This is a genomic window from Streptacidiphilus sp. MAP12-20 (genome assembly GCF_041262525.1).
Lineage (GTDB): Bacteria > Actinomycetota > Actinomycetes > Streptomycetales > Streptomycetaceae > Streptacidiphilus.
Genome location: NZ_JBGCCK010000017.1, coordinates 1 through 13196, shown reverse-complemented (window position 1 = coordinate 13196; position 13196 = coordinate 1). Strand labels below are relative to the sequence as shown.

Genomic DNA, 13196 nt, shown 5'->3' with positions numbered 1-13196 from the left:
CCGCCTTCACCTGCCCTTCGGTCTAGCTGTGTTTACAGGTGAGACGGCGTCACTTGCCGTCGGAAACGCCCAGCGCCTGGAAGTCGAGCATGCCGAACGCCTGCTCGAAGACGACGTTGGTCAGGCGGGGGTTGCGGTAGTTGAGCGCCTGGTCGTAGACAACCGGCAGGTAGACGGCCTGGTCCATGACCATGTGGTTGATCTTGGTGTAGTCCGCCGCAACAGCGTTGGGGTCGGTCTGCTTCTTGGCGTCGTCGATCAGAGCGTTGATCGCCGGGTCGTTCAGCTCGGGGTAGTTGTTGTTGCCCGAGGCCGGGATGATGCGGCCGTCGACCAGGACACCCAGGAAGCCGGGGGCCGTCGGGTAGTCCGCGCCCCAACCGAACACGATCAGGCCGTAGCCCTTCTTGTGCACGTTGGCCGGGGAGCCGATGACAGCGTTGTAGTTGGCGCCGTCGTACAGGTCGAGCGTCAGGTTGATCTTGAGCGGAGCGAGGGCCGCCTGCAGCGCCTCAGCCTCCTTCTTCTCCTTCGGCTTGTTGTTACGCACCGCGATGGTGGTGCTGAAGCCGTTCGGCTGACCGCAGAGCGCGAGCTCCGACTTGGCCTTGTCCAGCTGGGACTTGCCCGCAGCCAGGTTGTACGGGTCGTAGTTGTCGTGACCCAGGATGTTCGGGGGCAGCATGTTGGTGGCGATCTGACCGGCGTAGGAGCCGCCACGCGCCGTCTGCAGGTCGGTGCTGTTGGCGGCGTACTCCACGGCCTTGCGGCAGTGGACGTTGTTGAACGGCGCAACCTGGGTCTGCATCGAGATGTAGCGGATGAAGCCGTTGGGGGCGTCGTCCGTGTTCGCCTTGAGCGCCGGGTTGGTCAGGATCTTGGTCTGCGCGGTGGTCTGCACGCCGACCTGGCCGGGGTCGAGGTCACCGGTGCCCGCGAGCAGGCGGCTGTCGACGTCGTCGGCGTTGCTGGTGATGTTGACGTTGATCGCGTCCGGCAGCGCCTTACGGATCGTGTCGGTCGACTGGTCCCAGTTGGGGTTCCGGACGAACGCGATGATCTTGTTCGGCACGTACTGGGAGATCTTGTACGGGCCGGTGGAGCCGGGCATCTTGGCGTAGTTGACGCCGGTGTCCTTGGACTTCTCGATCGGCGAGGCGGTGCCCATCGACAGGAAGTACAGGAAGTCGGAGGACGGCGCCGCCAGCTTGAAGGTGATGGTGCTGTCGTCCGGCGTGGTCACCGACTTCAGACCCAGCTTGTTCGGGTCGGTGTCCTTGTACGGGCCGGGGTACTTCTGACCCTGGTCCAGCACACCGGTCAGGTAGGCGCTCGGGCCGCCGGCGAGCTCGGGCGCGAAGATGCGCTCGATGCCGTACTTGATGTCCTTCGACGTCACCGGGGTGCCGTCGTCGAACTTGATGCCCTTCTTCAGCGTGAAGGTGTAGGTCAGGCCGTCCGCGCTCACGGTCGGCATGGCCGTCGCCAGGTCGGGCTGCAGCTTGAGGCCGGCAGCGCCCGGGGCCGAGGGGTAGGCCACCAGCGTGCGGGCGTAGAGGCGCTGCATGTCCCAGACCCAGGCGTAGTAACCGATCGCCGGGTCGAGGGAGTCGGCGTCCTGGTTCGCCCAGAGGTTGAGCGTGCCGCCCTTCTTGTCCGAAGGGTTGAGCACCTGGGTGACCGAGCCGTTGAAGCTCGACTTCGCAGCACCAGTGGTGCCACCGGTGGTGGGCTTGGAGCTACCTCCACAGGCCGCGGTCAGGGCCATGACCCCGACGAGGCCGACGGCCGCTACGGCCTTCTTACGCGTATTCACTACGGTTCAACCTCCGAGAGATACCAAGGTCCGGGAAAGGGATCTTGGACAGTCAGGTGGACGAGTCGCGGCTCTCCACCGCTTGGGAGCTGCGCACAGGCGCAGGCATTCTCAATTCCCCTTGGGGTCAAGGGCGTCCCGCAGCCCGTCACCGAAGAGGTTGAAGGCAAGGACGGTGATGAAGATGGCGAGGCCGGGGACCACCATGTAGGTGGGATCCACCTGGTAGTACTGCGTCGCGTCCGAGAGCATCTCGCCCCAGGACGGGGTGGGCGGCCGGACACCGACACCGAGGAAGCTGAGCGCGGCCTCGTTGAGGATGTTGGACGGGATCATCAGCGTGGAGTAGACCAGGATCGGCGGGAGCAGGTTGGGCAGCAGCTCCTTGAACAGGATTCGCACCCGGCCGGCGCCCAGACTGCGGGCCGCCTCGACGAATTCGCGCTCACGCAGGGAGAGGGCCTGACCGCGGACGATACGTCCGATATACGGCCAGCCGAAGAAGCCGATCACAAAGATCAGCACGCCTACGCGAACCCAGCTTCCACTGACACCGAAGACCTTGTCGGGAAGGACCGACACCAGGGCGATGGAGAAGAGCAGCTGCGGGAAGGCGAGCAGAACGTCCATGGTCCGGCTGACAGCGGCGTCGAACCAGCCGCCGAAGTATCCCGCCGCGGTACCGAGCACCACGCCGATCACGACTGCGAGCAGAGCCGCACCGAAGGCGACCAGCAGCGAGATCTGCGCACCGTAGACGATGCGGCTGAAGATGTCGCGCCCCGACACCGGCTGCACACCCAGCAGGTAGTCGCTGCTGATTCCACCGAACGCACCCTTGGGGACCTGCAGATCAGGGTTGATCTGGTCCGAGTGGAACTCGTTCGGCGGGTGTCCGAACAGCGACGTGATCACCGGCGCGAGGACGGCAACCATGATCAGGAGGACCACCACGGCACCGCCCAGAAGGGCGAGCTTGTCCTTCTTCAGTCGCTCCCAGGCGATACGCCCGGGTGAGCGGCCGATGATCTTCGCGGGAGCGACCGTGGGGTCAGCTGGAACCTCCAGTGTCGCGGTCCCGGAGTCGTGGAGTGGCGCAGTCATATGGAGAAGACCCCCAAGCCGGTGGTGACCGGCACACGGTGCCCGGTCGACCTGCCTGGACACGCTCCGGGATAGGAGAGCGAGCCCGCGGACACGGTCGCAGTTCACTAGTGGTGCCAAGTGCTGAGTGCGGAATGCTGATGTGCTGGGCACAATGCCCGAAAACTGATGGTGCGTCAGTGCATGGGTGCACGTGCGGTGGTTCCACGTGCGGTCGTCGTCCGGCGGGGCGTTCGGGTCGGGTGCGACCGAGGTGTCCGACGGGGACGACAAGCGAGAACGGCACATGGCCGCCCGGCTTGTTGCAGAACTCTTCATCAAGGGCGCATAAGTCCGAAAGACCCGCCAGTGAATGGTTTCCTAACCGTGACCTGCATCGATGCAAAGCCGCAACCTGCGAATACGTCGATTCATCGGCTCCTCGGCACCCAAGGGCCGCAGGGCGTCGACGCGTGTAGATCAGATTTCCGCTGGTCAGGCGGCCGCATGCCACCACTCCGGGAAGTGTCAGAGCCGTTCGTAGCAGGTCGGAACCCGTGCCGAGAGCCAGGCCGCGACCTGGTCATAGGGATCGGCGAGCGCGACGGTGGACACGGCGAGCCCGTCGGGTGCGGCGACGAGCGCGCGCTGCATCATCCGCCGGACGGCGTCGACGGACTGCTCGGACGAATCGGTCATCTCCAGACCAAGCACGACATATGGCTCACCGAAGGACGGTTCCACCCAAGCTCGTCGCAAAGACAGCACAGCGGGCGTTTCGCCTGCAGCGGTGTGGAGTTGACGGAAGAACGCGGCGGTCGCAGCGGGGCTGCCGACGCTCTCGGGCACGCTGCTCGGCGGCGCGTCGACGGTGGTGAGCGAGAGCGGGCCGGCCGGCAGCCGGTCGAGACCGCCCGCGATCCGGCGCAGATCCGCCCACGGGATGCCGACGCCGCCGCCCGCGACATGAGGGTTCAACCAGAGACCCCACCGCTCGCGGTACAGCGCGGCGGCGACCTCGGCCCCCGGCACGACCTGGTGCCGCCGCGTCCACCCGGACGCGGCGAGCTGCTCGGCGGAGGTGACGCAGGGGGCGTAGCCGTAGCCGTTGACCTCGAGGTTGCCGTACTGGACATCGGGGCTGCCGGGGACGCCGTGCCACAACAGCATGAAGAGATCGCCTGCGGCGATCTCTTGCAGCAGCGCCTCGTACCGGTCGTAACGGCCGGGCGCGAGCTCCCGCAGTGCCGCTTCGATCATCGTTCCGCCCCCTCACGATCCGTCGCCGAGCAGCCTAGCCGTGGGGCAGACGAGGTAGCTGCACTACCTCCAGGGGCGCGAGGAACTGCGCGACAGGCCACCCACGCAGCTGGCAGGCCGAACGAGCAGGGCCATCCGCACAGCGTGGGTACTCGCGCAGTTCCCCGCGCCCCTGAGGGAGGTGCAACGTCAGCGTGCGAAGAAGGGGGCGACTGTCTGGAGCATCCATTGCGCCGTGGGGTCCTGGGCGACCGCGTCGAGGAGGACGAGGGAGACCTCGAAGGGGAGCGGCGCCTGGCCCAGCGCGCGGCCCAGCGCCAGACCCACCGCCTCGTGGTCCCCCGCGTCGTAGCGGGCGAGTTGGACGCCCACGAACAGCTTCGGGGTGTCGCTCTCCACCTGGACGTAGGCCCGACGTGCCGTCAGGACGACCGGCAGTGCCGCCAGTTCACCCGCCGCCGCGGCCAGGAACTCGTACGGGTCCTCATGCGGTTCCGGCTCCCACGCCGTCGCGCGGACGCCCTCCTCCGTCGGGTCGCCGCAGAGGTCGGGGACGCCGGCCGCCGGGACCGGGAGGCCCACCGCGCCCTCGGGGTTGACCGCCAGGCCGACGCCCTGCGGCAGGCCGCGGGCCAGCTCGTGGACCGGCGCGATCGCGTACGGCATCTCCGGGCCGGCCACCGCGCGCAGCTGCGCCTCCGAGCTGAAGACCGGGACGAAGGGCTGGCCGGCCAGCTCCGTCGTGGGCAGGTCGAGGGTGACTCCGTCGCGGCTCGGGCCGGCCGGCATGGGGACCCAGACGTAGCTGCGGCCCAGCACCTCCATCACCCGCGGCGTCGCGCCCGGGTCGCCGACGGACGCCGCCAGCGCGAGCTCCAGCTCGTTCTCCGGCCAGACGCCCGGCCGCTGCTGCCCCTGCTGCGGGATGCCCGGGTACTCCTGCACGCTCTCCTCCACCTGTTCGCCACAGCTCCGGCGTCATGCCATGATGAGCCCACCCACAATCGCATAGAGGCCGATCGAACCCGCGCGGGAGAGCTCGGCGACACACTGTACGAACATGTGCTCGCCGGCGCCGAAGGAGCAAGTCCTCCCCCGAATCTCTCAGGCACAACACCGCACGGGCGAGGCAGTTCTGGAAAGCGACCCAGCCATCCGACCGGCCGGGTCCACCCACGGTGCAAGCCGTGCCCGTAGGCACGGTGAAGCTCTCAGGTTGCAGCGACAGACGGGGAGGGTCCCTGCCGCAGCATGCCCAGATTGCTTGGAGATCCCGCTATGTCTCTCCGCCTGACCGCGCTGGACGCCGTCCATCGCTCCCTCGGCGCCACCATGACCGACTTCGCCGGCTGGGACATGCCGCTGCGCTACGGCAGTGAGCGCGAGGAGCACCTGGCCGTCCGCACCAAGGCCGGCCTCTTCGACCTCTCCCACATGGGCGAGATCACGGTCACCGGCCCGCAGGCAGGCGAGCTGCTGGACCACGCGCTGGTCGGCTTCGTCTCCGCGCTCGCGGTGAACAAGGCCCGCTACACCATGATCTGCGCCCCGGACGGCGGCATCCTGGACGACCTGATCGTCTACCGCACCGGCGACGCCGAGTTCATGGTCGTCGCCAACGCCTCCAACGCGCAGCTGGTGCTGGATGAGCTGACCGCCCGCGCGGAAGGCTTCAACGCCGTCGTGCGTGACGACCGCGACGCCTACGCGCTGATCGCCGTCCAGGGCCCCGACTCCCCCGCCATCCTCGGCTCGCTCACCGACGCCGACCTGCCGGGCCTGAAGTACTACACCGCCCTCCCCGCCACCGTGGCCGGCCGCCCCGCGCTGCTCGCCCGGACGGGCTACACCGGCGAGGACGGTTTCGAGCTCTTCGTCGCCCCCGGCGACGCGGAGGCGATCTGGGCCGCGCTGACCGAGGCCGGCGCCTCCTTCGGCCTGATCCCCTGCGGCCTCTCCTGCCGCGACACCCTGCGCCTCGAGGCCGGGATGCCGCTGTACGGGCACGAGCTGAACACCTCGCTGACCCCCTTCGACGCCGGCCTCGGCCGCGTCGTGCGATTCGACAAGACGACCAACGACGGCGAGTTCGTCGGCCGCGCCGCGCTGGAGAAGGCCGCCGAGCAGGCCGCCGCAACCCCCCCGCGCGTCCTGGTCGGCCTGGTCTCCCCCGGCCGCCGGGTGCCGCGCGCCGAGATGAACGTGGTGGACGCCGAGGGCACGGTCATCGGCGTGATCACCTCCGGTGCGCCCTCGCCGACCCTGGGCAAGCCGATCGCCATGGCCTACGTCGACGCCGCCCACGCCACGCCCGGCAGCAGCGTCGCCGTGGACGTCCGCGGCACACACGAGCCGGTCGAGGTCATCGCTCTGCCGTTCTACAAGCGCGCCCGCTAGCGCTCGCTCGTTCTGTCACCAGAATTCTCTTGGGGTCGCCGACCCCCGTTTCGCCGTACCCACACCTCATCCGGGAGAATCGCGTCATGAGCAACCCCCAGCACCTCACGTACAGCAAGGAACACGAGTGGCTGACGGCCGCCGAGGGCGGCGTCGCGACCGTGGGCATCACCGCCTTCGCCGCCGACGCGCTCGGTGACGTGGTCTACGTCCAGCTGCCCGAGGTCGGCGCGCAGATCGCTGCCGGCGACACCTGTGGCGAGCTGGAGTCGACCAAGTCCGTGAGCGACCTCTACACCCCCGCCGCCGGCGAGGTCGTCGAGGTCAACCAGGCCGTCATCGACGACCCGGCCCTGGTCAACTCCGCGCCGTTCACGGACGGCTGGCTTTTCAAGATCCGCCTGGACGGCGAGCCCGAGGGTCTGCTCAGCGCCGACGAGTACACCGCCCACACCGGCGGCTGACGAACGACGAGCCGAACGACTGACGAGCCGAGGGATCACACACACGCCATGACTGTCCTCAACCAGTCCCTGCACAGCCTCGACCCCGAGGTCGCCGCCGCGGTGGACGCCGAGCTGCACCGGCAGCAGTCCACCCTGGAGATGATCGCCTCCGAGAACTTCGCCCCGGTGGCGGTGCTCGAGGCCCAGGGTTCGGTGCTCACCAACAAGTACGCCGAGGGCTACCCCGGCCGCCGCTACTACGGCGGCTGCGAGTACGTCGACGTCGTCGAGCAGCTCGCGATCGACCGGATCAAGGCGCTGTTCGGCGCCGAGCACGCCAACGTCCAGCCGCACTCCGGCGCCCAGGCCAACGCCGCCGCGATGTTCGCGCTGATCAAGCCCGGGGACACGATCCTCGGTCTGGACCTGGCCCACGGCGGCCACCTGACCCACGGCATGAAGATCAACTTCTCCGGCAAGCTCTACAACGTGGTCGCCTACCACGTCGACGCCGAGACGAACCTGGTCGACATGGACGAGGTCGAGCGCCTGGCCAAGGAGCACCAGCCCAAGCTGATCATCGCCGGCTGGTCCGCCTACCCGCGTCAGCTGGACTTCGCCGCGTTCCGCCGGATCGCGGACGAGGTCGGCGCGCTGCTCATGGTCGACATGGCCCACTTCGCCGGCCTGGTCGCCGCCGGGCTGCACCCCTCCCCGGTGCCCTACGCGGACGTGGTCACCACGACGACGCACAAGACCCTCGGCGGTCCCCGCGGCGGCGTGATCCTGTCCAAGGCCGAGTACGCCAAGAAGATCAACTCCGCGGTCTTCCCCGGCCAGCAGGGTGGTCCGCTGGAGCACGTGATCGCCGCCAAGGCCGTGGCCTTCAAGGTCGCCGCCACGGAGGAGTTCAAGGACCGCCAGCGCCGCACCCTCGAGGGCGCCAAGATCCTCGCCGACCGGCTGCTCCAGTCGGACGCGGTCGAGGCCGGCGTCTCCGTCCTCTCCGGCGGCACGGACGTGCACCTGGTCCTGGTGGACCTGCGCAAGTCCGAGCTGGACGGCCAGCAGGCCGAGGACCGCCTGCACGCGGTCGGCATCACGGTGAACCGCAACGCGGTCCCCTTCGACCCGCGCCCGCCGATGGTCACCTCCGGCCTGCGCATCGGCGCTCCGGCGCTGGCCACTCGTGGCTTCCAGGCGGAGGACTTCCGCGAGGTCGCCGACATCATCGCCGAGGCGCTGAAGCCGTCCTTCGACGACGCCAAGTCCGCCGAGCTCGCGGCGCGCGTCAGCGCGCTGGCGGCGAAGCACCCGCTCTACCCGGACCTGTAGGTCTTCCGGGGCCCGGAAGTTTCCGGGCCTGCCTGTCCTTCCATAACGGCGGGGCATCTCATAACGGCGGGGCACCGCGCACACTGGAACCAGACGGTGGCGCGCGGTGCCCCGGCGTGTCTTCCTCCGTTCGTCCCTCACCACAAGACAAGGGCGTCCTCGTGGCCATCAGCGTCTTCGACCTCTTCTCCATCGGCATCGGCCCGTCCAGCTCCCACACGGTCGGCCCGATGCGGGCGGCCCGCATGTTCGCGCGCCGGCTGAAGTCGGAGGGCCTGCTGGCCGACGTCCACTCGGTGCGGGCCGAGCTCTTCGGCTCGCTCGGCGCGACCGGCCACGGCCACGGCACCCCGAAGGCCGTGTTGCTCGGCCTGGCGGGCAACTCGCCGCGGACGGTCGACATCGAGCAGGCGGATCTCGACGTCGCGCGGATCAAGGCCACCAAGCGGCTCTCCCTGCTCGGCACGCAGGAGATCGCCTTCGACCCGGACAGCGAGCTGGTCCTGCACCGCCGCCGCTCGCTGCCGTACCACGCGAACGGCATGACGCTCTGCGCCTACGACGCGGCCAGGACCCCGCTGCTGGAGAAGACCTACTACTCGGTCGGCGGCGGCTTCGTCGTCGACGAGGACGCGATCGGCGCGGACCGGGTGGTGCCCGACGACACCGTGCTGAAGTACCCCTTCCGCACCGGCGCCGAGCTGCTCCGGCTCACGAACGAGACCGGCCTCTCCATCTCCTCGCTGATGCTGGAGAACGAGAAGGCCTGGCGGACCGAGGCGGAGATCCGCACCGGGCTGCTGGAGATCTGGTCCGTGATGCAGGAGTGCGTCCGCAACGGCATGAACCACGAGGGCATCCTCCCCGGCGGCCTCAAGGTCCGCCGCCGCGCGGCGAGCGGCGCACGGGCGCTGCGCGTCGAGGGCATCGGTCCGGCGAACGCGATGGAGTGGGTCACCCTCTACGCGATGGCGGTCAACGAGGAGAACGCGGCCGGCGGCCGCGTGGTGACCGCGCCGACCAACGGCGCGGCGGGGATCATCCCGGCGGTCCTGCACTACTTCCTGAACTTCATCCCCAGCGCGGACGAGGACGGCATCGTCCGCTTCCTGCTGACCGCGGGCGCGGTCGGCATGCTCTTCAAGGAGAACGCCTCCATCTCCGGCGCCGAGGTCGGCTGCCAGGGAGAGGTCGGCTCCGCCTGCTCCATGGCCGCGGGCGGCCTGGCCGAGGTCCTCGGCGGCACGCCGGAACAGGTCGAGAACGCGGCGGAGATCGGCATCGAGCACAACCTCGGCCTCACCTGCGACCCGGTCGGCGGCCTGGTCCAGATCCCGTGCATCGAACGCAACGGCATGGCGGCCGTCAAGGCCGTCACCGCTGCGCGCATGGCGCTGCGCGGCGACGGGCGACACCACGTCTCGCTGGACAAGGCGATCAAGACGATGAAGGAGACCGGCGCGGATATGAAGATCAAATACAAGGAGACGAGTCGCGGAGGACTCGCGGTCAACGTGATCGAGTGCTGACGAAACACACTCTGATCTGCGGCTTTGCCTCTTTCAGGGCTGTCAGGGCCTTCCCTGTTTGCACCGCGAAAAGTCCCTGAAAAGTCCCTCGGACGAAGCAGAAAGTCCCTGAAAAGTCCCTGGCGAAACACGGGTCGCACAGCCTCTGGCCTGGGCCTGCCGTCCGTCCACCGCTACCCGGGGGTAGGGCTCGTCCTTGGGGAGCGTCGACCGGCCCAGCCAAGCGGCAAGGCTTCGACAGATGCCGCAGCATGTCACGTTGAGTGATCTGCTGCGGCTTCTGCTCCTTGCTTGCGCGCCCGTTGACGCCGCCACCCAGCCTTTGGCCCCCCGGCACTGCCCACCCCCAAGCTGATCAAGCACCTCACCCGCTCCAGGCCGGGTACCGATACATCCGCCTGCGCGCTCAAGACCGCTCTGCGGCGCCGCCACCTACCGGCCTTCCCCCACGCCACGGACCCTTGCGAGTAGCGACCGTCCGGCCAGCCGCCGACGCGTCACGCCCCCGTTCCTCCCGATGCTTCAGGATCTGGCCGCCGGTCCGGCCCCGGGCGGCGGCCAGGCCGTCCATGGTGCGCTCGGACATGAGGGCGTGCTCGAATTCGGCGATCGCACCGAGGATCTGGAAGAACATGCGCCCGACGGCCGTGGTGGTGTCGATGGCGGTCCAGGACGACGATGCCGACCCGGCGCTCCTGCAGCTCCTTCGAGAGCTCGATGAGGTTCCCCAGGGAGCGGCCGAAACGGTCGAGCGCGGTGCCGACGAGCTGGTCGCCTTCGCGGGCGACGCCCTGGTGGCAGGCCATGCGGGCGAGCAGGGGGTTGGTGGCGGCGCCGATGGTCAGGTCGAGGTCGTGCAGGGCGAGCGCGCGCACGTGACAGCCGGGCCGCCAGGTCGGCCGGTCCCCGGCCGAAGAACCGTAGCGCTCCCGCGACGTCGAGGAGGAAGGCGTCCGGCGGCAGCTGCTCGACGGTGGGGGTGAGGTCGACGGCGAGGTCGAGGATCCGCTCGAAGTCCTGCGGTGTCGGAGTGATCCGGCGGTGCGCGGTGACGCCATGCGCCCAGCACCGTACCGGCGCCTGCAGCGATGAGCGGGTCTTCGTCGACGTCGTACGTGAGCGCGCCCGTGGCCTTGGCGAACTGCTCGCGGGCCGCCAGAGCGTCGCCGTAGTCGGCGCCTGCAACCCGGACATCTGCTCCGTGCTCGGGGAGAAAGACAGACGCGAGGACACCGCCCCGCCCCAGGGTCCAGGCACACGCGAGTCCGTCGCTGCTACTGCCCGGAGCGACGGCGACGCCGACGTCCGGCAGCGTGCTGAGCTCCAGGGCCGCGATGCCTGTCCGTGGGACAAACCAGCGCTCGGCGGCACCACCCCAGGCGCCCCGGCCGCCTTCGCCGCGTCCCTCTCCTTCCAGAGCACGCCCAACCAGATGCCCCCACTCCCCCCTCTGACTGTCCACGTCGAGCGGGAAGTCCCCCGAGGGGACCACGGCCGGAAGAGCGTGACTTCCGCACTTGCTCGTCAGCGCCTTCAGTCGGTCGATGCGTCACGCAATCTGCAAATTTGTGCGAACTTCTCATCAAAATGGACGTCCGGCCTCCGCAGGCTTCGCTCGACCCCAAGAAGCCGGACTTGCCTGCCGCTGACCATCCTGATCCTTATAGTACTGGTCGATCCAAAAAACGGAACTTCCGTTCGCTTGACATATACAGATGCCACCTCATCCCATGAAATAGTGCGACCAGGAAGAAGTGCCCGCTTTACAACAATTCCACGCTTGCCAATACGCGTCCATCCTTCATTGGCAGACCAGGCCAACGCGATTAGCACGACAAAAACGATGGCGTACGCGGCAACCGCAAATGAGCCGAAAGATCGACCGATCAACAATCCAAGAAGGCACAATACGCCGAGCGCGATCGCCATAATCTGACGGTACTCCCGGCGCTCTGCAGCCGTGAGGGTCAGCATGAGCTCGTCCATGATGGCATCCTAACTCAGCAAAGCAGACAACAGGGGCGCGGCCCGAACTGGAGGGCCCCGAGGGGTGGCTGTGGTGCTGCGGCCAGGTCGACCTGGCCGCAGCATCGCGGACTATGAGGAAATCCAGCCGGGAATCATCTGTTGAGGGGTCCAGCTTTCAGTCATCTGTCGCTGAACCCGAGCCTCAGTCAGAACCAACCCGAAATCGCGTCATTAAAGGAGTTGTCAGCGAAGATTGAAATACCGATCCCAACCAGGGCTCCGGCGGCCGCACCCGCAGGCCCAGCCACCATGAAACCAATGGCTGCCGTATTAGCGACCGTGGCCACTCCGATCACGGTGTCACCCACGCCTTCGGACGCACCAGTAGCAATGGCGTCACCCGTGGATTCACCGTTGTCCTGAGCGGACAGATATCCGCCATAGGCCGATGCTCCAGCGCCGAGGATCGTGAGAGGCGTCGCGAACTTGTCTGCCACACCTGCATACTGGCCAAATTTCACATTCCTGAGCGTCTGCCCCACGGGCACCTTGGTCCCATCGCTGGCGAGCGTATAGCCATACGGCCCCGGCCTCCTTTGAGGAATGCCCGATCCGAATGCCGACATCGTTCCCTGGGCAATTGCTCCGCCCCATGCCACACCACTGATGCCGCTGCATGGGGCATGGCTCACACCACAGGTCGGGTCCTGGAGGTAGGGGTTGTAACTGGTGAGGGCCTGGCGCAGCTCGCGCGCCTGCTGCGCTGCCATCGAATTCTGCTGAGCGCGATAGGTCGCCTCGGCGGTTTGCTTAGCTGCGAGAGCCACCTGGGCCCAGTAGGCGTCCCAGCGCTGGTTCGTGGCGTTGTCCCAGATGTGGTGGCGTCCGGCGAATCCGCTGCTGTCGCCCCATTCACTGGGGTCGCAGCTGCCGACGCCACAGGTATGGGGCGGGGAGGTGTGGCCGAGGATCTGTCCGGTGTGGACGTTGTCGATTTGGCCGGTCGGCTCGGTGATGGTGTTTCCAGAGCAGGACCAGCCGGATTGAGCACACTGGTCGTCGCGGAGGCCGTTGGGGTCGGCGCCGTTGACGGGGTCGTTGGCAGCGTAGGTGTAGCCACCGAGCTGGTTGGGGTCGGCTGCTTCGAGAAGCGGGTCGGCTTGGAGGAAGCGGCCGGTGGTGGGGTCGAAGTTGCGGGCCCCGAGGAGGCTGTAGCTGGTGGCGGGGTCGGCGGGCTGGTTGAGGTAGCCGCGGCCGTCGACCCAGGGGGACTGTCAGGGATGTGGTGGGTGAGACCACTCGAAGGAGTTTCCGATGGCCGTGGGCAAGCGTCCCCTGATGGGGTCGGATTCGCGGGATCCG

General features: G+C 68.0%; 11 protein-coding genes, 2 pseudogenes and 1 riboswitch. Of the genes and pseudogenes, 4 read left to right on the top strand and 9 right to left on the bottom strand.

The genetic code is table 11. The features are described from left to right. Positions 1-49: 49 nt before the first annotated feature. From ABIA32_RS22615 to ABIA32_RS22600, 4 genes are all read right to left on the bottom strand, one after another. Positions 50-1816 (bottom strand): ABC transporter substrate-binding protein, encoded by a 1767-nt coding sequence (locus ABIA32_RS22615; RefSeq protein ID WP_370098396.1) that lies wholly within the window; start codon positions 1814-1816, stop codon positions 50-52. Between the two features lie 111 nt (positions 1817-1927). Continuing rightward, positions 1928-2920, bottom strand: a complete 993-nt coding sequence (locus ABIA32_RS22610) for an ABC transporter permease (protein ID WP_370098393.1) — start codon at positions 2918-2920, stop codon at positions 1928-1930. Between the two features lie 507 nt (positions 2921-3427). After that, positions 3428-4159 carry an enhanced serine sensitivity protein SseB C-terminal domain-containing protein gene (locus ABIA32_RS22605; RefSeq protein ID WP_370098391.1) on the bottom strand — a complete coding sequence of 244 codons (732 nt, stop codon included), beginning with the start codon at positions 4157-4159 and terminating at the stop codon, positions 3428-3430. 189 nt (positions 4160-4348) lie between these two features. Beyond that, complete coding sequence (locus tag ABIA32_RS22600) at positions 4349-5104, bottom strand: enhanced serine sensitivity protein SseB C-terminal domain-containing protein (protein ID WP_370098388.1); 756 nt, start codon at positions 5102-5104, stop codon at positions 4349-4351. Between the two features lie 75 nt (positions 5105-5179). Next, a riboswitch (glycine riboswitch) is annotated at positions 5180-5288 on the top strand. Between the two features lie 149 nt (positions 5289-5437). Between ABIA32_RS22600 and gcvT the strand changes: the two genes are divergently transcribed. From gcvT to ABIA32_RS22580, 4 genes are all read left to right on the top strand, one after another. After that, positions 5438-6556, top strand: a complete 1119-nt coding sequence (gcvT, locus tag ABIA32_RS22595; RefSeq protein ID WP_370098385.1) for a glycine cleavage system aminomethyltransferase GcvT — start codon at positions 5438-5440, stop codon at positions 6554-6556. A gap of 86 nt (positions 6557-6642) precedes the next feature. Then, entirely contained in the window at positions 6643-7020 is a 378-nt protein-coding gene (gene gcvH, locus ABIA32_RS22590) for a glycine cleavage system protein GcvH (protein WP_370098382.1), read from the top strand. Between the two features lie 48 nt (positions 7021-7068). Next, on the top strand, positions 7069-8337 hold the full coding sequence (gene glyA, locus ABIA32_RS22585) for a serine hydroxymethyltransferase (protein ID WP_370098379.1): 1269 nt from the start codon (positions 7069-7071) through the stop codon (positions 8335-8337). Positions 8338-8498: 161 nt separating this feature from the next. Then, positions 8499-9866, top strand: coding sequence for an L-serine ammonia-lyase (locus tag ABIA32_RS22580; protein WP_370098376.1), 1368 nt, complete (start codon positions 8499-8501; stop codon positions 9864-9866). A 406-nt stretch (positions 9867-10272) separates the two neighbouring features. On the opposite strand, the gene ABIA32_RS22575 is transcribed toward ABIA32_RS22580, so the two are convergent. From ABIA32_RS22575 to ABIA32_RS22555, 5 genes and pseudogenes are all read right to left on the bottom strand, one after another. Further along, positions 10273-10527, bottom strand: coding sequence for a recombinase family protein (locus ABIA32_RS22575; protein WP_370098712.1), 255 nt, complete (start codon positions 10525-10527; stop codon positions 10273-10275). Between the two features lie 19 nt (positions 10528-10546). After that, positions 10547-10672: pseudogene (locus tag ABIA32_RS22570) on the bottom strand (recombinase family protein); the annotation flags it as partial. A 727-nt stretch (positions 10673-11399) separates the two neighbouring features. After that, positions 11400-11852 (bottom strand): hypothetical protein, encoded by a 453-nt coding sequence (locus tag ABIA32_RS22565; RefSeq protein WP_370098373.1) that lies wholly within the window; start codon positions 11850-11852, stop codon positions 11400-11402. Positions 11853-12040: 188 nt separating this feature from the next. Further along, a complete protein-coding gene (locus ABIA32_RS22560; protein ID WP_370098370.1) occupies positions 12041-12661 on the bottom strand; it encodes a hypothetical protein in 621 nt (206 codons plus the stop codon). 297 nt (positions 12662-12958) lie between these two features. Then, positions 12959-13024: pseudogene (locus ABIA32_RS22555) on the bottom strand (hypothetical protein); the annotation flags it as partial. Positions 13025-13196: the final 172 nt, after the last annotated feature.

Excerpts from the sequence above, each read along its gene's own strand:
- ABIA32_RS22610 (WP_370098393.1), bottom strand. The coding sequence starts at position 2,920 with ATGACTGCGCCACTCCACGACTCCGGGACCGCGACACTGGAGGTTCCA.
- ABIA32_RS22605 (WP_370098391.1), bottom strand. The coding sequence starts at position 4,159 with ATGATCGAAGCGGCACTGCGGGAGCTCGCGCCCGGCCGTTACGACCGG.
- gcvT (WP_370098385.1), top strand. The coding sequence starts at position 5,438 with ATGTCTCTCCGCCTGACCGCGCTGGACGCCGTCCATCGCTCCCTCGGC.
- gcvH (WP_370098382.1), top strand. The coding sequence starts at position 6,643 with ATGAGCAACCCCCAGCACCTCACGTACAGCAAGGAACACGAGTGGCTG.
- glyA (WP_370098379.1), top strand. The coding sequence starts at position 7,069 with ATGACTGTCCTCAACCAGTCCCTGCACAGCCTCGACCCCGAGGTCGCC.
- ABIA32_RS22565 (WP_370098373.1), bottom strand. The coding sequence starts at position 11,852 with ATGGACGAGCTCATGCTGACCCTCACGGCTGCAGAGCGCCGGGAGTAC.